Genomic DNA, 21,226 nt, shown 5'->3' with positions numbered 1-21,226 from the left:
GACAATATATTCGTAATAATTACGATTACAAATATATTAACCTTACGCCCTTTTGTCAATAACAGTCCTCATCCTTAACGAATCCTAGTAGAGCAATCTTTTAATACCCTGTCAAGCTCCTTTATGGAGATAGGCTTGGAGATGAAATCCTGCATTCCTGCACTCAGACATATGTCTTTATCTTCATTTCTGGCAAAAGCTGTGGCCGCAATAATAATGGGAGACAGCCCGAGCTTCTCACGTATGATTCCTGTTGCTTCTATCCCATCCATAATAGGCATCTGAATATCCATAAAGACGAGATCATAATCCTTGGACAGCACAGCCCGGACCGCTTCCTCGCCATTCGTTGCGACGTCTGGAACGTATCCCCGCTTCTTCAGATAAGCCACCATCAGTTGCTGATTCACAGGATGATCTTCAGCGATGAGAATAGACATCGGTCCATATTCTCCCGTATCTGATGCTTTGGCGTTAGGTTTATTGCTTTTGTCTGCGTCCACTGAGGGGTGGAGCGTAACCTTCTGATTCCATTCCTCTTTTGGCAAAGAGACCTCCACTGAGAAAAAGAACTCTGAGCCATGTTCCTCACAACTCCTCACACCAATCGTTCCTCCGAGCAGCTCCACCAGCTTTTTGCTAATGGCCAGTCCAAGTCCTGTTCCGCCATATTTACGATTGATGGAAGGATGCAATTGCGAGAACGACTGGAACAATAACCCTTGACTGGCAACCGGGATCCCCAAACCCGTATCTTTAACCATAAATTTAACGATAATATTTCCTGACTTTTGAGAAGCTTCCAGACTGGCAGAAATACTAATTTCACCTGTCTCCGTAAATTTCACCGCATTCCCCACTAAGTTCACGAGAATTTGGCGCAATCTCGCCTCATCCGTCACAATGACAAATGGAAGATCAGGTGCAATATTGATAGTCAATAACAACCCTTTCTCTTTGACCTTCGGATAGAATAGCTCACTAACGTTCTGAATCACTTCACGCAAATCCACCATTTGCAGTTCAAGGGTCATCATACCTGCTTCAATTTTGCTGAAATCCAGCACTTCATTCAAAATATGAAGCAATGCTTCTCCACTACTGTTAATGATTTGTGTGTAGTAGCTCTGTTCTTCATTCAGCTCTGTACCTGAGAGCAAGTCTGCCATTCCTATAATACCGTTCATAGGCGTACGCAGCTCATGACTCATGATCGCTAGAAACTCCGATTTCGCCCGATCCGCTTCCTCAGCAGACTCCTTCGCTCGCACAATCTCCTTCTCTTCTGTGATATCTCGGAAAACCACTACAGCCCCGATCCGCTCTTCTCCATCAAAAAGAGGCGTCATGCGATATCTGACCAAAAAGCTGGAACCATCTTGCCTCCAAAATACACCCTCCTTCTCTTCGAAAGAACGATTATTTAAGTGCGAGGGAATCAGAGTCTTCTGAATGCCCAAGAATGGCTCATTATCCAGCCAAGTCTGATGAATCGCATGGAATTTGCTGTTCAACCATTCCGTTGGATCGTATCCTAGCATAGTAATGGCCGCTGGATTGATGAACATCGTATCCCCTTCAAGGTTCATACCAAATATACCTTCAGATACCGAATTCAATATTAAAGCATGCTCGTTACTTAACTTCTCTATTTCTTCAAAATGCCGCGCCCGTTCCGCAATGTCCCGGGTTACGCACACCAGCTCCTGCCCTCCAAAGGTCTCCGAGTAGATGTATCGAAGTGTTGTCTCCGTCCAAATGTAAGTTCCATCTTTGCACAGAAACCGAAAGGTCACAGGCTCAAGCTTCTTCCCTTCCATACAACTGCTAAGATAGGACACTACCTTCTCCTTGTCCTCAGGATGTATGTAATCTATACCTCTGGTTTCGTACATATCTTCTGGTGTATAACCAAACATCGTCTGGCAAATCGGTGATGCATACAGATAAGTGAGGTATCCGTCCGCTGTATTTCGTGAAATGAAATCCATTGAATTTTCCGAAAGGAGACGGTAATTCTGCTCACTATCACGCAGCTGTTCCTCCATTCGATGACGTTCAGTCACATCCTGGGCAATCCCGCTGATCTGTAGCACTCTTCCTTCTTCATCCACATTCACTTCCCAGTGTGCATCCAGAAACTTCAATTTCCCATCCGCACTTTTAATTCGAACCGTAACTTCGCCACTCGTCCCATTCGCAATAGATTGACGAACTAGCTTTTCAAGTCTTGTAAAATCATCTGGATCAATACAGGAAAGAACACGTTTGTAATCAAAATAGGAATGATTGCTGTCGTCCAGTGAAAAACCAAAAATGTTACGCATCTCTCCCGAAACCGTCAACCGCGCTTTAGTCGCATCCCATTCCCAAGATCCCATTTTTGCAAGATATTGGGCTTTCGCCAGCATATCCTCATATTTCTTACGCTGCGTAATATCGCGGCCGATGGTTAATATCTGTTTGATTTGCCCTTGCTCATCACGTACTACCTGTGAACTGCTCTCGATCCACAAATAATGTCCGTCCTTATGCCGGGCTCTACGTGTATATACTTCCGTATCTGAATAGAGCTTTCCTTTTTCGGTCATCTCTAAGGCGTCATCTACGTGATAATACTCAGGTCTTTTCGTGCCTATCATTTCATTGGGAGGATAACCTAGCAACAACTCCACTGAAGGAGACACGTAGTGCAGTGTACCGTCCGGTTCGCCAAAAGAGATCATATCCGGCGTATTTTGTGTGATCAAATTATATAAATGTTGGTCTTCCTGAATCTTATCTTCAGCAAGCTTCCGGTCTGTAATATCCGTTAGTTCTGAGATCAAGACAAGAGGTTCACTGGAATTCTCCTGAGGAATCAGAAATATATGTTGTGTTACCCAGATCATCCCGCCATCCTTACATAAGAACCGTCTTTCTAACTCAATAGCGGTCCCAGGATCTGCTAAGAGATTGTTCAGGATAACGTAATGATCATCATTCGTCTTATCTTCTGGATAAATAAGATCAAGATAATGCATATTCAAAAGCTCTTCTTCAGAATAACCAAGCATACGCCAAAGCGCCGGATTGGATTGAATCACGGTCCCTTCTTCAGGAGAGACTACAGCAACCCCTCTAGAAGACCGTAAGTATAGTTGCTTAAAAAGAAATTCAGACACCTGTGCAGCCTCCTCTTTTGAGATGGGGACAAACTTATTACAATCTCGTAATCTATTCCAGTATACCTTTTTTTCGGTAAATAAGCTTGATAGTTGAGTCCTAAATGATAGGTTGGCGAAAATCAAAGAGATTGCGCGTTATCGTTATAGACAAAAAAATAAACAGCAAGTCCCCAACACTCTGGAAGCTTGCTGTTAATACATACACAACTTTAAATGACTATTCTATTATTAAATTCTCTTGCTGAAGCTTCTTAATTTTCTTTCGGATAGGTGCACCTGCTCTTAAAAAAACAAGTCCTAAAAGGATTAAAAACCCGTCTAGAATAACGGTAACCGATATAAATGTCACTACAAAAACACCTAATTTTAGTACTCTGATCCGATCATGACCACGAAAAAACGCCTATAGTGCATGGCTATAGACGGTTCTAAATAATACACAAATTGGTATTACATTAATGAAAATAGGATTAAAAAAATATGACGACATCGATAATTTTCATAATTATATTTTCATATAAACTATAGATGAGTATTAGTTAAAAAGTCCACGGACTTTGGGATGTCTCGGTGTTCATGGCTAATTACTTCTGCTGGCAGCAATACCTTTGGCGGTTTGAGCGTAATGATTGCCGCTCCGCTTAGTGTTGTCTTCTTGTTCATCGTGTTCCGTAAAATAAAAAAAAGCTGAAGCTAAGCGAGCGATCTAATCTCTATAAAAGGGCTGGAACAAGCTACGATTTTAGCTCCAGCCTTTTTTTGCATCTGATAAGGCATACCAAAAATGCAAAAAGCTCTTAAATCTCCATAAAGGAAATTCAAGAGCTCTTTCATTGTTAATTGATGCGGTCGAGAGGACTCGAACCTCCACGATATTGCTACCACACGGACCTGAACCGTGCGCGTCTGCCAATTCCGCCACGACCGCACATTATGTACATCAGTGAAATAATCACCGTACATAAGACTATACTCCTTTTTCAGATAAATAGCAATATATTTTCAAAACGATGTACAGCAAAATCTAACAGGAGTGAGATACACGAGACAACATATTCAAATCACTATAGGCATAACTGATCACAGTTATTCAGTTTATATATTTCACTTATAAGAGACTGGTATGATACAACATAATTAAAGAATGTAGCTACTACATCAGATGTGTCAGTGTAATTCCAAACCAGAAAGGACGAATACGTATGAACCACCAGTGGAATACCGGAACCTATGATACTGACATGGCGTTTGTATCTCAGTTTGGAGAGTCTCTGATTGAGCTTCTTCGCCCCCAGCCTGGCGAACAGATTATGGATTGGGGCTGCGGAACTGGCGATTTGGCAGCAGCCATAGCTGCTAGTGGTGCCACTGTAACAGGGATTGATGCTTCTGACGAAATGATTCAGACTGCCCGTGACAAGCATCCACAGCTAAGCTTCATCTTAGCAGATGGGCAAAACTATGTCACGGATCAGCCAGTCGATGCTGTGTTCAGCAACGCTGCTCTTCATTGGCTGACCGATGCGAACGGAGCTGCCGCTTCTATTGCGGCTAGCCTGCGAACAGGCGGACGTTTTGTCGCTGAGTTCGGTGGGCAGGGCAATATCGCTTCTATCGTTACTGAACTTCCAAATGCTTTTGCCGCTATAGGGTGTAGTGATAAGCTTCAGCTGCCTTGGTACTTCCCAAGCATCGGACAATATACAACACTAATAGAACAACATGGACTGACTGTAGACCTCGCTCTTTGTTTCGACCGTCCAACACCACTAGAGGCTGGAGAGCAAGGGTTCCAGCGCTGGTTGAACACTTTTGCTAATGGAATTTTAAGCGTCCTCACACCATCTGAACGAGAAGAAGTCCTCACATATATGGAACAGAAACTGAAACCGACATTATTTCAGGATACCCGCTGGGTGATGGATTATCGAAGAATACGGGTGGCCGCTTACAAACGAGTCTAATAATGAAGGGTGCGGCTTCTTCCTATGCAACAAAAAAGAGTGTACTGGCGCGTGTCCGCACCAATACACTCTTTTTTATGTCAATCTATCTTCTATCTCCCACATATCTATCGCTACCAGCACCAAGTCCGACCACCAGCAGCAATACGCTTGCACCAAGCAATAAAACCAGCGGCATTGTCCAGCTATTCGTCACGTCATGCAGCCATCCGAATAATGCTGGACCCATCGCAGCAAGCACATAACCTACGGATTGAGCCATCCCTGACAGTTCCGCTGCTTCTTGAGTGCTTCTGGTCCGCAGACTGAAGAACATCATCACAAGACCGAAGGCAAATCCTCCGGCAATCCCAAAGCATATCGCCCAAACAGCCATTAAAGCGCTGCTGCCCAGCCAAATTCCACCTATTCCGAGGAAATACAAAATAGCAGTGATGATTACTAGAATACGTTGGTTCTTCAACCGCCCTGCCCACAACGGCACAAAGAAAGTAAACGGCAGCTGTGCCATTTGCATCAGCGATAGTAGCCAGCCAGCATGGCTTGAGGACATCCCACGCTCACCAAGGAGAACAGAGAACCAAGCAATAAAGACATAATAAAGCAGTGACTGTAGGCCCATAAAAATAGTTACTTTCCAAGCTAGCGAAGAGCGCCACATATTCCCACTAGAGACCGAGCCCTTAGCCCCAGTTCCTTGATCGAGCTTGCGCATTTGCGGAATCCAGAACAAGGTTGCCAGCGCAGCGATCATAAACCAAATCGCCAAAGTCCCTCTCCAGCCAAATCCAGCATTACTGGCTAGCGGTACACTAATTCCTGAAGCTACTGCTGCGCATAAATTCATAGAGACAGTATAGACACCTGTCATTAATCCAATTTTGTGAGGAAACTTCCCTTTAATCAGACCCGGAAGCAATACATTACATACTGCAATAGAAAGCCCGAGTATCGCCGTACCTGTGAACAACAGGCCCGTTCCCGCCCCCGACCGAATTAGAATCCCCATCGCGAGCATAACCATGGCAATTAATAGCACATTAGCCAAGCCGAAGCGGCGGGCTAGCTTTGGAGCAAACGGGGACAAAATGGCAAAAGCCAACAATGGTAGAGTAGTTATAGCTCCTGCTAAAGTATTCGATAAGCCTAGATCATCCTGAATCATTTGTATCAGCGGTCCGACGGAAGTGAAGGGAGCTCTAAGTGCCGCTGCGATAAAAACAATTCCCAACACTAGCAGCCATCGATCATACTTGGTATCCATTAAACCTCTATTCTGAATATTTCCTTCTCGTTGCGATGCTTTCATCATGTATCCTCCTAAATTGCAACAAGCATAAACGCCTTTGACATCCCTGTAAGGACGGTGAGCGATTAAGCCAGAAATATATAAATGTTTATTACATGGCATTAAGACCTATCATCCACTATTATTATAAAAGTTACAAGCCTTAAGTAATTTTATAACCCTATTATTGACAAAATCGAATGACATCTTTAGTATCCATATAATCAAGACAATTGAGAATCAATTTCATTCGATCTCCTACATAATCCTATAGAAAAGAGTGAACAGCATGCTTCGAAGGTTTTTTTCCTACTATCGTCCCTATAAAAAACTATTTATATTGGACTTCTCCTGCGCTGTTTTTGCAGGTCTGCTTGAACTAGCTTTTCCGGTAGCTGTCAATAAATTTATTGATGATTTGCTCCCAGGTCAAGATTGGCCGCTAATTCTTATTGCTTGTGTCGCGCTCCTAGCTATTTACGCCTTGAATACGGTTATGCAGTATATCGTTACTTACTGGGGTCACATGCTTGGTATTAACATCGAGACAGATATGCGTAAAAAAATGTTTGATCACATTCAGAAACTATCCTTCCGGTTCTTCGATAATAATAAAACAGGTCACCTCATCGGGCGCATCACCAACGATTTAAATGATATCGGCGAGGTGGCGCATCACGGTCCTGAGGATATATTTATCGCCATCATGACACTTGTCGGTGCTTTCCTCCTTATGGCTGATATTAATCTGAAACTGGCCATTATTACTTTTATTATCGTTCCAATTATGGCATGGGTGATCATCTACTTCGGACGCAACATGACTTCCACCTACCGCCAGCTTTTTGGAAATGTGGGTAGTTTCAATGCCCGTATTGAAGATAATGTAGGCGGAATCCGGGTTGTTCAATCTTTTGCCAATGAACAGCATGAACAAGAGCTATTCGCAGTAGATAATCAAATGTTTCGTAAAACTAAGCTTCTTGCTTATAAAATCATGGCCAAAAGCTTATCCGTCAGCTATATGATGACCCGCCTCATTACGATCCTTGTGATGATCAGCGGTGCCTGGTTCTTCATCAATGGAGAACTTCAAATCGGTGAATTTGTGGCGTTTATTCTTCTGTCTAATATCTTCTTCCGACCGATCGAAAAGATTAATGCCGTTATCGAGAGTTATCCAAAAGGACTCGCCGGCTTTAAACGTTATCTTGAGATTATCGACACGGAGCCTGATATCAGCGACAAGCCAGATGCTGTAGAAGTAAGTACTTTACACGGTGATATTACCTTCCAGAATGTCTTTTTCGGATACGACGAGGACCGTCCGGTTCTACAAAATATCAGCCTAAAAGTAAAGGCTGGCGAAACGATTGCCTTTGTTGGACCTTCAGGTGCAGGAAAAACAACCATCTGCAGCCTGCTTCCTCGTTTCTATGATGTTACAGGCGGAGCTATCACCATTGATGGCATCGATATCCGTGACATGAAGCTGGAGTCGTTACGCAAACAGATCGGGATCGTGCAACAGGATGTATTCCTGTTCTCCGGTACGATTCGTGAGAATATCGCCTACGGAAAGCTGGATGCAAAGCTGCCTGAGATCTGGGAAGCTGCTCGACGTGCCCATCTGGAAGATCTAATTCAGAATCTGCCAGAGGGCATGGATACGGTGATCGGCGAGCGCGGTGTGAAGCTGTCCGGTGGACAGAAGCAACGCCTAGCGATCGCCCGCATGTTCCTGAAGAATCCGCCAATCCTGATTCTGGATGAAGCTACTTCCGCACTGGATACAGAAACAGAAGCAGCGATTCAGCAATCGCTGGCGGATCTGTCCGTGGGCAGAACCACACTCGTCATCGCCCACCGATTGACGACGATAAAGAATGCCGACCGGATCATGGTCGTGAATGAAGAGGGCATCGCCGAGCAAGGCCGTCATGATGAGTTAGTCCATGCCGGTGGCATATACAGCCGGCTGCATCAGGCGCAGTATAACGCCTAAGGACGTTCTATCCCGTCCCTATCTAAATGAAGCAAGCCTAGTCTCCACGTTATTGGCGACTAGGCTTGCTTTTTAGTGCATCTCGCTGCTTCCAGCATGAGATGCTAAATTGGTGAGTTATGGAGTTAGCGAGTTATGGGCTTTATGGATTTGTGGGAATGAAATTAGGGAAATCCTCCCTAATTTCATCGATATTTCGGTCCCAATTTCAACATTTAGGGAATTCTTCCCCTTAAATTCACCTAATTAGCTCATAACAGTGGATTTCAGGCGATTTATAGGGAGAAATTCCCTAAAAAGCTTAAAATCCAGCGAAAATCAGCAATTTATAGGGAGGATTTCCCTAAAATCAAATACAAACACGAATCTGTGCATAATAGTAGCTCTCCCTCTTTAGCCCCCTAATCCACTTGGACACATTAAACCACTTCAGATACACTACAAGAAGTGGAGGAAGTATCCATGAAAAGACGATTTCGGTGTCCCGTACAAACCAAGAAAGAGTTCGTGGTAGAGGTGCTGTCGGGCTACCGGGTAGAGGCGGTAGCCCGACAGCATGGTCTCTCTCCCAAAACACTAGGAAACTGGGTTCGCCAATATCAGGATGAGGTGGATGAGCTTATGGTGAAAAAACAAAACGAAACCAAGCAGATCAAACAAGATGCTGCACAGTTTCAGGACCTTCAGAAGAAATATGAGGACGCCGTTAAACTACTGGGTGAAAAAGAGCTGGAGATCCATATGCTGCGGGACCTGGTTAAAAAAAAGTACCCCGACTGGAAGTAGCGTTCCATTGGATTGGACAAGGCTACCCCGTGCGTACCGTACTGCGGATCTGCGGGGTTCCCCGTTCCACATACTATTACCGTCTCCAGCATCCAGAACCTCAGCGTCCTGTCGGTAAAGGTCGTCCGGTACCTGGGTTTTCATACGACAAGACAGGTGCGCAGGTGAAAGATGTACGCATTAAAGCATGGCTACGACGCTTGATACAGGGGCCCGATGGTGCGTTTGGCTATCGGAAGCTTACAGTTCTTTTGCGGCGGAAACACGGTCTGCTGATTAACAAAAAGAAGGTATACCGGCTCTGCAAAGCGATGAATCTGCTTGCTCCACAGCGGGAGAAAAAGAATACTGTTCCTCGAAAAATAGCGAATAATCGAGTGGTTACCGGACCTAATCAGCTCTGGCAGATGGATATTAAATATGGATACGTAGTTGGCCAGCGCAGACACTTTTTTCTGGCTAGTATTATAGATGTGTTTGACCGGAATATTGTCGCGTACCACCGGGGATCAACCTGCCGCACACCAGAGATCCTGAGGACTGTACAAAAGGCGTTAGGAGCCCGTAACGTGGACCAAAGTGTAACCCCGCTGGTTCTTCGCACGGATAATGGTCCCCAATTCATAAGTAAAGATTTCTATGCGTACTGCGAGCAGGCTGGGGTGGAACACGAGCGAATCCCACCACGAACTCCGAACAAAAATGCTTTTATTGAGTCATTCCACAGTATTTTGGAACGGGAATGCTACCTACGCAACTGTTTTGAAAGTAAGGAAGAAGCCTTTACCGAAGTGGACCGTTTCATTCGGTATTATAATAACGACCGAGTTCACGGCAGTCTAAACGACTGGCCTCCACGGGAATATCTTCGCATGGTACAGGCGGGAATTCTATCTGCCAAGACCATTGCGCTTTAGTGCGATTTTTCAAGAATGAACGTGGTAGTGTCCAATTTTAAGGGGTTGAACCGCTCCGCTCCGATAAGGTAACCATGTTCAATCCCCCGATAATTCCTACAGCTTGCTCAGCACGTTGTACAGGATTTCTACCGTTCATTTCGGCGATTTCAGTCAATTTAGCTCAATCTACGGGATTTCTACCGTTTATTTCTTCGCAATATGCACTTTAAGCTGCTTGCCCTTCACCGTCGTCTCTCTCATCGCTTGCAGTACCATTGCACCTTTACCGTTCAAAATATCCACGTAGGTCACATTATCCTGAATCGAGATAATACCGATATCCTCAGCAGATATACCCTCAAGCTTTGCGATTGTGCCGACAAAGTCCACGGCTCTTAGCTTCTTTTTCTTGCCGCCGTTAAAGTACAGCTTCATGATCTCTTTGTTCAAGCTCTCGCTTTTGTCCTTCTTGCGGACAGGCTGCTTGTTAATCTTCTGCTCGAACGCTTCCTTCGCGTAAGAAACGGCATCGTCCGAAGGAGCTTTCATATTCGGAATGCTAAAGCCAATATAGCCTTCAATTTCCTTCACCCACTTTTGCTCATTCGGAGTAACAAAAGTGATCGCTTTGCCTGTCTTGCCTGCACGTGCGGTTCTGCCTGTACGGTGCACGTAGCTTTCTTTTTCCAGCGGAATATCGTAATTAATCACGTGGGTGATATTCTCGATATCAATCCCTCTTGCCGCCACATCGGTAGCGATTAAATAACGAAATTGCCCTCTTTTAAAAGCATTCATGACCTCGAAACGCTCATCCTGCTCCATCCCCCCGTGGATCTTATCACAAGGATATTCCAGATCAGCCAGCCCTCTAAAAACCGCATTCACCTGTTCTTGTGTACGGCAAAAAATAATACAGCTGTCCGGATTCTCCACCGTAATAATATCGCTCAGCAGCGAGAACTTGGCAGCTTGTCTCACTTCGATCAACGCATGTTCGATTGTAGCGGTTGTAATTCCACTTGCTTGAATCTCAATTTCGGTTGGATCGCTCATATATTTCCGGCACAAATTCTTAATCACTTCCGGTAATGTAGCGGAGAAAACACAAGTCACTCGTTCTTTTGGCAGCTGCTTAATGATCTTTTCGATCTGCTCAATGAACCCCATGCTCAGCATTTCGTCTGCTTCATCGATGATCAAATACTTGATCCGGTTTAACGGAAGCGTACCTCTTTCAATATGGTCGAACACACGTCCTGGCGTACCTACGACAACATGTGTTTTTTGGGTAAGTTCAATTTTTTGTGGAGCAAAAGGCTGTTTGCCGAAAAGAGCCACGGCTTTAACCCGTTTAAATCGTCCAATGTTGGTGATATCCTCTTTCACTTGCATGGCAAGCTCCCGGGTAGGCGTTAGAATCAAAGCCTGTGGTTTATTCTCCGCCCAATCCACCAAATCACAGACCGGGATTCCGTAAGCTGCCGTCTTTCCGCTACCCGTTTGCGATTTAACGATCAGATCCTTTTGCTGGAGAGCTACAGGGATCACTTTGCTTTGAACTTCTGTTGGCGTTTCATATTTCAGGACATCCAGCGCTTTAATAATGTCTTCGTTTAACTCATAATCTCTAAATCGCAATTCACTCATCGTTCAACCTCTTCTATGCCGATTGTTCTGGTTTAAGCGGAAACTCCGCGATCCTTCATCTTGTGCATACTTATTATTATAACAGTTATTGGCTCCCTTGATTCCATTCCTTATAGAAGTGTTCCAAAAAATTCAACATGAAGTCATGCCGTTCTTCTGCTAACTTGCGTCCATAGGTTGTATTCATCAGGAATTTTAATTTTAATAACTTCTCATAAAAATGATTGATAGCCGTTCCTTTGCTGTAATCCCTGTACTCCTTTTGAAGCGATTCATCTCTTGGAGACACTTCTGGATCATAAGCTGGACGACCTTTCGCCCCTGAAAAAATAAAGGTTCTGGCAATGCCAATTGCACCAAGCGCATCAAGTCGATCGGCATCTTGGACCACTTGGCCTTCAAGCGTCTGCATCGGTTCTCCCCCGCCACCACTAAAGGACATCGTCTCTATAATCATCATAATGTGATTAATTTGTTGCTCATCTGTAAGGTTTGAAGAAAGCCAAGAACGTACTTTAAGCAAACCTTCTTCTTTAGACGGATTAAGCTTCTCGTCAGCAACATCATGCAGCAAGGCGGCCATCGTGCAGACAAATACATCTGCGCTCTCAATCTTGGCAATTTCAGCGGCGGTGTTGCGCACTCTATCGGAATGCCACCAGTCATGGCCCGTAGTATCTTGTCCAAGTTGGTCTTTAACAAAATCTTCGGTTTGAGCTATAATTAAAGATTCATTCATCGTAGATAAGCTCCCTTTCCTTAAGGAATATTGAAGCCCTATTATAGCTGATAACTTGTCCATCCGCCCACAAGAAATCGAACCATTTATAAATTCTTGCTTGCACGACTCCAAATGATCCGCTATAATCGGCAGTAATCAAAATTTCGAAGGGAATTGGTTCTGATGAATACAAATACAATCATGCTGAATCAACTTCATTATTATCACAAACAGCGTTAGCACTCCTGAATTATTTCAGGGAGGCTAACGCTACTCGCGTTGGCCTCCCTGCGGCATAGATCACGCGCAGGACCAAGAGGTCCTGCGCGTTTTTTTATTTTCCAAACTATGCCAATTCAAAGGAGCTACTAATGATGCAAAACATTAAAGGAACTTATGATTACTTCGGTCAAGAGCAAACGCTCAGAAAGAACATTCAAAATACGCTGCAGGACTTGTTCGAGCTCTATGATTTTGAATCGATGGATACGACGCTATTAAATGAATTGGAGTTACTAACCTCGAAATATGCAGGCGGGGATGAAATTCTAAAGGAAATGTACCAACTCACGGATCAAGGCAACCGCAATCTGGGGTTACGCTATGATCTGACCATTCCTTTTGCCAAAGTGATCGCTTTAAATCCAGGGATAGAGTTCCCCTTCAAGCGGTATGAGATCGGAAAAGTGTTCCGAGATGGACCCGTGAAACGCGGGCGTCTGCGTGAATTTCTGCAATGCGATGTTGATGTAGTCGGCATTTCCGGCCCTGAGGCTGAAGCTGAGCTAATGCAACTGGCTACCGAAGCTTTCCGCAAGCTAGACATCCCTATCCTCCTAAAATGGAACAATCGACGTTTTCTCGGTGAGATCCTGGAGTCCATTGGCGTACCTGCAGAAGAGCAACTATCCGTTATGCTTACCCTTGATAAACTTGAGAAAATCAGCATTAGCGGAGTAGAGAACGAATTGATTGGTAAGGGGCTAGAATCCTCGACCATCGCAGCTATTCTAGCACTTATCGAAATGGACAATCCAAGCTTCGAACAGTTATGCGATAAATATGATCTCACAGCACAACCGGGTGCGTCAGAGGTTCTTATCTTACAAAAGCTACTCCAAGACATTGGACTAGAGGAGACTTGCCGTTTCGATCCTTTCTTATCCCGAGGTCTTTCATTCTACACAGGAACTGTCTACGAGATTTTTGATGCTTCTGGTTCCTTTACGTCAAGCTTGGGTGGCGGAGGCAGATATGACGCGATTATCGGACAGTTAGTGGGCAGAGAGGATATTCAATATCCTACAGTGGGGTTGTCTTTTGGCATGGAGTCTATCATGGCTCTCCTGGCAGAACGACCTATCCAAGAAAATAAAGCAGCTAATGTTATGGTCATTCCCATTGGTAAGACACTACCACAAGCTTTAATTGCAACAGCCGAACTTCGTGCCTGTTCTATAAGAACCACTCTCGTATCCGGTAAAAGAAAATTAAAAAAGCAGCTCGCCACAGCCTCATCCAAAAACATCCGTTACGTTATACTGATCGGCGAAAGCGAATCAAGTGTTGATAAGGTACGTTTGAAAGATATGGTGGAACAAACAGAGGTTATCGTTCCGCTGGATGAAGCTATTTACCTCATCACTGGCTAAGACGGTATTCTCTTAAAAAGATTCACATAAAAAAAAGACCCCGCCAACGGCCGGCGGGGCAAAATTTATATTTAAGGGAGGTTATATATGTACTATAACCTTACAAGCTTAATATTTTATGAATGACGGATAAGGATTTCCTTAATCCTTCTTAGATCTTAAACCGATCTATCAGCCCCTGAAGCTCCTTCGCACTTTGGGTATTCTCGTCAGCCACCGTAACTTCATGGAATGTCTTCTCAACGATATCAGCCGTCTTCACCGCAATATCCTGAATCCCAATAGCACCCTCATTTACTGTTGCAGCCACTTCATTGACCGCTATAGAAATACTAGATACCGCCATACTTAGATGATCGGCCGCGGTCTCGAATTGATTCATCAGCAAATTCACTGTAGTAGCATCTCTGTTATATTGCTGACTTACCTCCGTTAACCGCTCATAATCTGCAAGAACATTCTGGTCAATAAAAGCAAGTAGCGCCTCTGAGTTTTCCTTCATTAGTTCAACAGAAGCATATACACCTGAAACGACCCCTTGAATCCCAGCTGCTGTCTCTGACGATTTCTCAGCCAACTTGCGGATCTCACCAGCAACAACAGCAAATCCTCTACCTGCTTCACCCGCTCTAGCCGCTTCGATCGCTGCATTCAAAGCAAGCAGATTGGTCTGACTAGTAATCGATAGTATCGTATCCGCCAGTACATTAATCTCCGAGATCGCATTCGACTGTTCAATTGCTTTTTCCATATCGATACGAACAGATTCATACACTCGCTTCGCATTATCCGTAGACTCTAACGCCTCATCTTGTAATACCATCGCTCGCTCACTGATCTGTTTGGAGACTTCAGCGCCTTCCTTCACATTACTAGAGATCTCGGATACATTAACATCAATTTCAGTAATCGCTGCCGTCATCTCTTGTGTTGAAGCTGCTGTCTCCTCCATCCCTGCCGAAAGCTGCTGTGTAGTTGCCGAATTGTCATGAGCATTCTCTCGTACATCTATAGACAGCTTTTCAAGAGTCTCCGCATTATCAAGCACCTTGGTTGAGATCGTGATTAGACTACCCGCCATATCACGAAGAATAGTACGTGTGCGGAGCATTGCTTTGGCAATCGTCCCTGTTTCATCTTTGTTTTTCGTTAAATAATCGTACTGAGAGTCATACGTCAAATTTAGCTCTGCCGTTCTATTGATCAACTCTGTCAGTTTAATAATCGGCGCAGAAATTTTTTGAGAAAAATAAAAAGCAATCAGCAATGCAATAATCAAACTTGCCACACCTAGAAAAATATTGAAATTTCTCATCTCAGTGACAGGCTTCACTATCTCATCTAAGTCAGCAGTTAATACAAGCAACCAGTGGGTCTCAGGAATAACCGTATAAGCTGATTTCTTTTCCACACCATCAACTGTATTATTGAGCAGACCGTCTGCTACCTCCTTACCAGCCTTCACACGATCCACAACAGCTGAAATCTGAGTATTCTCAACCGGTTGTCCAACTTGCTTTTTATCCGGATGGTACAGTTTATTCCCGTTCTCATCCAGTAAATATACATAAGAGCTCGTCGTGTTCACTACTTTTGTGTCAGCCAAATACTTAATCATACTATCTGCGGAAACCGCTGAAGCTACATATCCAATCATCTTGCCTTCACTCTTCACCGGATGCACAAATCCTACCACATAAGCACCAGTAGATTTCGATTTCAGTGTCTCGCTAATTACCGGTTCTGCTGTTTCCATTACTTTCTTTGTATAATTCCTATCACTAAAATCCGTACCTATAAGCTTAATGTCACTGTCAGCCACAGCGATGCCTTTCATATCACTGACAAAAACATGTTCAAGGTTCCCAGCATCCTTCACAATTTCCTGAAGGCTGGTATTTATCTCATTCTGTAACTTATTCCCCTTGGCGACTCCACCGTTCCCTGCTTGAAGCAATAATTCGACAATTTCCGACCTTCCGGCAATAAGCTCAACACTTCTCTGCTCTTTCGAAATCATAGACGATATGGTCTGAGCTTTATTCGTATTGACCTGCTTCATAGAATTCTCAGTAAGGCTCACTATCGCCTGAGTTGACCTTAAATATGTAAAAACCCCCATTACTGCAATACATAGCAGGGTCACACCTATCATCATAAGTGATAGCTTAAGACGAATTTTCATTTTTTCTCATCCTTCCGACTACTGTTCATTAGAGAACAATGCAATTGTAAATAATACAATTACTATCGGATATCATGATAAATTAGTGAATATTGACTAAGCGAAAATACGGAAAATATCAAAAAATGTCGAATTTTTGCATATAAATGCAGGAAAAACTAGTTCTACTAGTTCGGACACCTTCTTTAGAATAGTCATTAAGACCTGTTTTTTTCTCTATGATGAAATAGGCGGTTCTGACTGAGATGCTGGGGTAACTTGCGTGATTACACCATCTGTTAAGGGGAGTTTAGTTCTGCTACGCAAAAACAGACCAGACATTGCGGCGAGAATTTGCTGGAATAACATTCCTGAAATCACAGGGAGTGCAACAGCCGGAGGAAAATATTTTACTGCGAGCACTGCTCCCGCGCTTAAATTACGCATGCCGGAATTAAATTGTACGGCCACAGAATCTTCGTAGCTAAAGCGGAAACGGCGCGATACCAATGCTCCGATTACATAACCAAGAACTACGGTTGAGAAGGTTACGCCAATAATAATCGCTAATTTACTATCCGGGTGTTTCAGATAACGAGCAATGCTAGCACCATTAATAGAAACGACCATAAACAACCCAATCTTTACAAATGGGGAAAGCGGGGGTCCGCATACCGTATTCACTTTGCCTATTGTCCATTGATTCAGAAGCATCCCGACCACCGAAGGAATGACAACCATCCATAGGAGCCCTCTCATCATTTCCCCAAGCTGAATCTCCACACTCGCTCCCATGAGCAAATACAAGGTAACCGGAACGACAATCGGTGACAAGAGCGTATCGATCAGAATAAGTGCCAAAGTTAGTGCAATATTCCCGCCGTATATGGATACCCACACCACACTAACGACACCTGTAGGGATCGCAAACAACAGTACAAATCCTGTCACTGTGTAAGGATCTCCCGGAAAAACAGCACTTGCAACGAGCCAACCAATGAGCGGCATCACGAGATGAAGAATAATCATCAGCACGATCAACTTCTGTGGTTTCAGCAGTACGCCTAGCAGATCTTTGGGGTTGGATTTCAAGCTTCCGATCAATGTCATAAAGGCGAATATCCAAGGGACGAGACCTGTGAATGGTAGCAGTCTGCTTTCATTAAGCACACCAACCACGATAGCAGTAGGTGTTAATAATGGCATGATTTTTTCGAGAACAACATTGGATTTGATGAGTCCATTTCTTATATTCGCAAGCATGTGTCGCACACCTTATGTATGGATGTCATACATTCCTTATCCGCAAATTTAAGTTGTAGCAGTCTCTATAAGCTTACAGAAATCATACAGGACTTTCCATTAATCTCCTACACAAAAAGGAACCAATTATTTAAATTGGCTCCTAGTCCTTTTTTTATTAATATACCTAAAGATTTAAACCCCTTGTGGAAACAAGGCGTCCAGTGCAGGGCATGGCAGTTTATCCAGGAACTTAGCCAATGGCACTGGCATGTTACTGTACAGGTCCTTCAGTGAGGTCCCCTGATAAATGCCAATAATAACGGGATGACATAATTCAGAGATTAGAATATCCCCATTTCCATGCAGATGAAGCTGTTTCTTACCCTCTATGCAGTGAGGAAAATAAACGCCCGGTTGCTCCTCGAATCCAAGCGCATCCATAAAACGGTCCATGCAAGTGAAATACAGGATCGTATCCTCTTTCTTCATAACGATCAGTTGACTCACAGCATTCTTTAATTGTTCGCGGGCAGCTATAGACTTCCAGCCCGTATGATCCATGATGATACTGTTCTGAATCTCATGTGTTCTAACACCCATCGCGTATACGTGATTACTAATTTCCTTCATATTATCCTGAGTTTCGCTGTACAACAGCGTTTCCAGCACCGTATCTACACTAGTTGCCGCGAACATAGTAATGTTCTCTCTAATTTTCTCATAGATGCTTGGATGAATATTATAATAACGAGAGAAGGCTTCTGCTGTAGTAAAATTGAAGGAAATATGTATCGTCGTTAATCCTGCCTTGACCAATTGACCAATCCGTTCAGCATTTAAAAGACTACCGTTGGAGTTGAGCTGTGTCTGAATCCCTCTGGATGGGCAGTAGTTTACTATCTCCACACAGTCATCGAATTTTAATGTAACCTCGCCACCTGACAAGCGCACTCTTTTTAGACCTGGAAGCTCTTCAAGAATTCGGATAACTTCTTTAGCCTTGATGCTTTGTCCATCATTTCTATTATATGCACAACAGTAATCACAGCGGAAATTACAGTTTGAGGTGACTCCTATTTCTAAGCCTTCCAGCTCGTAGGTAAGCGGTTTGTCTAATTCCAATGCTTTATATCTCATACTCTAAAGTCCTCCTGAAAAATAATGAATTTGGTTCAAGGCTTCAACCTTAGAGAATATAAAGGTTTATGGCTTAAGTGAATGTGAGGTATATAACAGTCGAAGTGTGTTTGAGAAATCCAGGTCAGCAGCTTCAGTCGTAACTCCGGGAATGTTTGGACTTCCGGCCGCTGTTGTCTCCAGATTTCTTTGATTTTACCGTATTAAACGGTTGAAATCTGGAGACAAAGGCGGTCGCTATCGCTCCTACAGTTCCAAACTTCCCTTCGTCACTACTCAGCTGATCTCATTTTTCGTAATGCTTTCCTTCTTCGAAAAACTTACCACCTAGTGGTATCCACACGCTCTGGTGAATTTTCTTCTCATTTACGACTGAATAAATATAGATCCAACCTTCTTCTTTTTTAAATCTAACTTGTAAATGGTAAGGATTTAGTGATTGAGTAGTTCTGTTTTTCGGGAAACTTGATAATCAATCCAGTAGGGGCGAATAGCGAAGGATAACAGCAACAGTACAGTTATTGAAGATACTATAATTAAACCAGACCTCCTAATCTTACGGGGTAAAAACAAGGCCCTCCTCTGAATCAGGCTTCTTTCGAAGTCCATGACCCATTTACTGGCCTGAACCATTAATTTCCGGTACAGCGCTTTATTGTAAGCAAACACAACTCATGCAGAACTCTTGAAAGGAGCCAAAACATGAGGAAAATCATCCTAAACGCACTCATTATCCTAATATTCATATTTGTTACAGGCTGTACATCTAATGCCGATACGGTTGATACACCGCTGTACTCAGGGAAAAGCCTATCTGTAGGCGTTGTTGGCGAAACTCCTGAAATAAGAGAAGATCATATCCACTTCACGAGTATTTCTTTTGAGGAGTTAGAAGATTATTCAAAGCTCTCCTCTAATTATGATGCCGTTGTTATTATGAAAGAGCATCTGCAAGAAGCAGACGACAACAAATATGTTAAAGTATATACCCATGCAGGAGTTCCTTTTTTCTTTATAGAGTCTACGAAGTCATATATGCCGTTTGTTCTTGAAGATGTATCGTATGAGCACTCTTCTTTAACAAATTTTAATAATGATATGTATGCTATAGGCTATCTTCAAACGGGTGAATCGTCTAAAAATTGGGGATACGGACTTTATAATGACATAGTAAATGATCCTAATGTTAACGATGCATACTCATGTATGTTCACTACTATTGAGTCCATTGAGGATGGTACGTCTAAGGAGAAATGACATTGCTGTCCTTTTAGGGACGGAGCAACGAGAACTAGAAGGACTGTTATAGCGTGGAACATATAAAAACTAGCTAAAAAAGTACATGTAACGCAGCACTTGTGAGATTATTAACTTCTCCTAACTTGGACTTTCTGCCACAATAATTATATAGGGAAAGTCTCCCTATATAATACAAATAACTACTCGAAATTCATGACTATAGTTATGATGAACGAAAGGCAGCCCCTGTTCGCACACCGTAGGTTAAAATGGAAGTTAAAAGGACAACCATTTCAGAGCTACATGCGAAAGGAGCTGTTACTATGAAGAATACCATAAAATACGTTGGTTTGGATGTATCTAAAGAAAAAATCGCGGTGGCCATTGCAGACGAAGGTCGAGAACCGGCGCGATATTATGGAGCCATTCCCCATACCCCGGATGCAGTGGCAAAAATGATTAGGAAACTCAAAGGTTCAGGGATTACGCTAGAGGTCTGCTATGAAGCTGGACCTACCGGATACGACTTATACCGCTGGTTGACGAAGATGGGGATTTCCTGCGTGGTGATCGCACCTTCGCGTATGCCACAGCGCCCCGGCGATGCCATAAAAACCGATCGACGGGATGCTGAAAAACTGGCTCAGCTCCACCGTGCAGGAGAATTGACCGCGATTTATGTACCGACTCCAGAACTCGAAGCTTTACGAGATCTCATTCGTGCGCGAGAAGATGCTAGGCAAGACCTACATCGGGCTAGGCAGCGACTCATTCATTTTCTGTTGCGTCACCAAATTCACAAGCCAGAGGGCATGAAAAAACGCTGGACCAAAAGATATCGGGAATGGTTGTCCATGCTGAGGTTTGATCATGCAGCTCAAGAACGGGTTTTCACTGAATCCCTGCAACAGCTCCGGGAAGTGGAGGAGCGAATCAAGCGACTTGAAGCCGCAATGCGAGAAGAAGCGCAGATCTGCCCCTACGCACCTGTCATTCGAGCATTGCAAGGTCTGAGGGGAATCGCTCTGCTGACGGCTATGACTTTAGTTGTCGAGATTGGAAATTTTGAGCGTTTTCGTTCACCGGCTCAGCTCATGAGTTACCTGGGACTCGTGCCACGGGAGTATTCATCGGGAGCAAGTACCAAAAGAGGTGGTCTTACAAAAGTCGGGAATTCCGGAGTACGGCGTGCACTGGTAGAGTCTGCATGGAGTTACCGTCACCGTCCTGCTGTTAAAGGAGATTTAGCAGTACGCCTTGAGGGGCAAAGTGCTCATGTCCATGAAACGTCGTGGAAAGCCCAAGAACG

General features: G+C 43.8%; 15 protein-coding genes and 1 tRNA gene. 7 read left to right on the top strand and 9 right to left on the bottom strand.

The window, feature by feature from the left end:
• Positions 1–74 precede the first annotated feature (74 nt).
• The 3 genes from L1028_RS15925 to L1028_RS15915 all read right to left on the bottom strand — a co-directional run bounded on the left by L1028_RS15925 (position 75) and on the right by L1028_RS15915 (position 4,095).
• On the bottom strand, positions 75–3,164 hold the full coding sequence (locus L1028_RS15925; protein ID WP_234535465.1) for a PAS domain S-box protein: 3,090 nt from the start codon (positions 3,162–3,164) through the stop codon (positions 75–77).
• A 525-nt stretch (positions 3,165–3,689) separates the two neighbouring features.
• Complete coding sequence (locus tag L1028_RS15920) at positions 3,690–3,830, bottom strand: hypothetical protein (protein WP_234535463.1); 141 nt, start codon at positions 3,828–3,830, stop codon at positions 3,690–3,692.
• A gap of 181 nt (positions 3,831–4,011) precedes the next feature.
• Positions 4,012–4,095, bottom strand: a tRNA-Leu gene (locus tag L1028_RS15915).
• Positions 4,096–4,369: 274 nt separating this feature from the next.
• On the opposite strand from L1028_RS15915, the gene L1028_RS15910 reads away from it, so the two are divergent.
• Positions 4,370–5,131, top strand: a complete 762-nt coding sequence (locus tag L1028_RS15910) for a class I SAM-dependent methyltransferase (protein WP_234535461.1) — start codon at positions 4,370–4,372, stop codon at positions 5,129–5,131.
• 85 nt (positions 5,132–5,216) lie between these two features.
• On the opposite strand, the gene L1028_RS15905 is transcribed toward L1028_RS15910, so the two are convergent.
• Entirely contained in the window at positions 5,217–6,395 is a 1,179-nt protein-coding gene (locus L1028_RS15905) for a CynX/NimT family MFS transporter (protein WP_234535594.1), read from the bottom strand.
• Between the two features lie 313 nt (positions 6,396–6,708).
• On the opposite strand from L1028_RS15905, the gene L1028_RS15900 reads away from it, so the two are divergent.
• The 3 genes from L1028_RS15900 to L1028_RS15890 all read left to right on the top strand — a co-directional run bounded on the left by L1028_RS15900 (position 6,709) and on the right by L1028_RS15890 (position 10,127).
• A complete protein-coding gene (locus L1028_RS15900; RefSeq protein ID WP_234535459.1) occupies positions 6,709–8,424 on the top strand; it encodes an ABC transporter ATP-binding protein in 1,716 nt (571 codons plus the stop codon).
• A 462-nt stretch (positions 8,425–8,886) separates the two neighbouring features.
• On the top strand, positions 8,887–9,210 hold the full coding sequence (locus L1028_RS15895; RefSeq protein WP_234535455.1) for a transposase: 324 nt from the start codon (positions 8,887–8,889) through the stop codon (positions 9,208–9,210).
• A 29-nt stretch (positions 9,211–9,239) separates the two neighbouring features.
• Positions 9,240–10,127, top strand: coding sequence for an IS3 family transposase (locus tag L1028_RS15890; protein ID WP_234535453.1), 888 nt, complete (start codon positions 9,240–9,242; stop codon positions 10,125–10,127).
• A 186-nt stretch (positions 10,128–10,313) separates the two neighbouring features.
• Here the strand turns inward: L1028_RS15890 and L1028_RS15885 are convergent, their stop codons facing one another.
• A complete protein-coding gene (locus L1028_RS15885; protein WP_234535452.1) occupies positions 10,314–11,759 on the bottom strand; it encodes a DEAD/DEAH box helicase in 1,446 nt (481 codons plus the stop codon).
• Positions 11,760–11,844: 85 nt separating this feature from the next.
• Positions 11,845–12,498, bottom strand: a complete 654-nt coding sequence (locus L1028_RS15880; RefSeq protein WP_234535450.1) for an HD domain-containing protein — start codon at positions 12,496–12,498, stop codon at positions 11,845–11,847.
• Positions 12,499–12,851: 353 nt separating this feature from the next.
• Here L1028_RS15880 and L1028_RS15875 point away from each other — a divergent pair, with 353 nt between their 5' ends.
• Positions 12,852–14,132 (top strand): histidine--tRNA ligase, encoded by a 1,281-nt coding sequence (locus L1028_RS15875; RefSeq protein ID WP_341482552.1) that lies wholly within the window; start codon positions 12,852–12,854, stop codon positions 14,130–14,132.
• 151 nt (positions 14,133–14,283) lie between these two features.
• Here the strand turns inward: L1028_RS15875 and L1028_RS15870 are convergent, their stop codons facing one another.
• The 3 genes from L1028_RS15870 to L1028_RS15860 form a co-directional block, all read right to left on the bottom strand.
• Positions 14,284–16,317 (bottom strand): methyl-accepting chemotaxis protein, encoded by a 2,034-nt coding sequence (locus L1028_RS15870; protein WP_234535448.1) that lies wholly within the window; start codon positions 16,315–16,317, stop codon positions 14,284–14,286.
• Between the two features lie 216 nt (positions 16,318–16,533).
• Positions 16,534–17,559 carry a bile acid:sodium symporter family protein gene (locus tag L1028_RS15865; protein ID WP_234535446.1) on the bottom strand — a complete coding sequence of 342 codons (1,026 nt, stop codon included), beginning with the start codon at positions 17,557–17,559 and terminating at the stop codon, positions 16,534–16,536.
• A gap of 174 nt (positions 17,560–17,733) precedes the next feature.
• Positions 17,734–18,678: a radical SAM protein gene (locus L1028_RS15860; RefSeq protein WP_234535444.1), complete on the bottom strand. Its 945-nt coding sequence runs from the start codon at positions 18,676–18,678 to the stop codon at positions 17,734–17,736.
• A 702-nt stretch (positions 18,679–19,380) separates the two neighbouring features.
• On the opposite strand from L1028_RS15860, the gene L1028_RS15855 reads away from it, so the two are divergent.
• The gene (locus L1028_RS15855) at positions 19,381–19,935 is read left to right on the top strand and encodes a hypothetical protein (RefSeq protein ID WP_234535442.1); all 555 of its coding nucleotides are present in this window, start codon (positions 19,381–19,383) and stop codon (positions 19,933–19,935) included.
• 305 nt (positions 19,936–20,240) lie between these two features.
• Positions 20,241–21,226, top strand: a 986-nt coding sequence (locus tag L1028_RS15850; RefSeq protein ID WP_234535440.1) for an IS110 family RNA-guided transposase, incomplete at its 3' end; no start/stop codon positions are given.

Source organism: Paenibacillus pseudetheri (genome assembly GCF_924513355.1).
GTDB classification, from domain to species: Bacteria; Bacillota; Bacilli; order Paenibacillales; family Paenibacillaceae; genus Paenibacillus_AQ; species Paenibacillus_AQ pseudetheri.
Note: the sequence above shows the minus strand (reverse complement) of the source record. Positions and strands in the feature narration are given on the sequence as shown.

What these genes read in the sequence shown, in the direction of transcription:
- L1028_RS15920 (WP_234535463.1), bottom strand. Translation starts at nt 3,830, where the DNA reads ATGAACAAGAAGACAACACTAAGCGGAGCGGCAATCATTACGCTCAAA.
- L1028_RS15910 (WP_234535461.1), top strand. Translation starts at nt 4,370, where the DNA reads ATGAACCACCAGTGGAATACCGGAACCTATGATACTGACATGGCGTTT.
- L1028_RS15905 (WP_234535594.1), bottom strand. Translation starts at nt 6,395, where the DNA reads ATGGATACCAAGTATGATCGATGGCTGCTAGTGTTGGGAATTGTTTTT.
- L1028_RS15900 (WP_234535459.1), top strand. Translation starts at nt 6,709, where the DNA reads ATGCTTCGAAGGTTTTTTTCCTACTATCGTCCCTATAAAAAACTATTT.
- L1028_RS15895 (WP_234535455.1), top strand. Translation starts at nt 8,887, where the DNA reads ATGAAAAGACGATTTCGGTGTCCCGTACAAACCAAGAAAGAGTTCGTG.
- L1028_RS15885 (WP_234535452.1), bottom strand. Translation starts at nt 11,759, where the DNA reads ATGAGTGAATTGCGATTTAGAGATTATGAGTTAAACGAAGACATTATT.
- L1028_RS15880 (WP_234535450.1), bottom strand. Translation starts at nt 12,498, where the DNA reads ATGAATGAATCTTTAATTATAGCTCAAACCGAAGATTTTGTTAAAGAC.
- L1028_RS15875 (WP_341482552.1), top strand. Translation starts at nt 12,852, where the DNA reads ATGATGCAAAACATTAAAGGAACTTATGATTACTTCGGTCAAGAGCAA.
- L1028_RS15870 (WP_234535448.1), bottom strand. Translation starts at nt 16,317, where the DNA reads ATGAAAATTCGTCTTAAGCTATCACTTATGATGATAGGTGTGACCCTG.
- L1028_RS15865 (WP_234535446.1), bottom strand. Translation starts at nt 17,559, where the DNA reads ATGCTTGCGAATATAAGAAATGGACTCATCAAATCCAATGTTGTTCTC.
- L1028_RS15860 (WP_234535444.1), bottom strand. Translation starts at nt 18,678, where the DNA reads ATGAGATATAAAGCATTGGAATTAGACAAACCGCTTACCTACGAGCTG.
- L1028_RS15855 (WP_234535442.1), top strand. Translation starts at nt 19,381, where the DNA reads ATGAGGAAAATCATCCTAAACGCACTCATTATCCTAATATTCATATTT.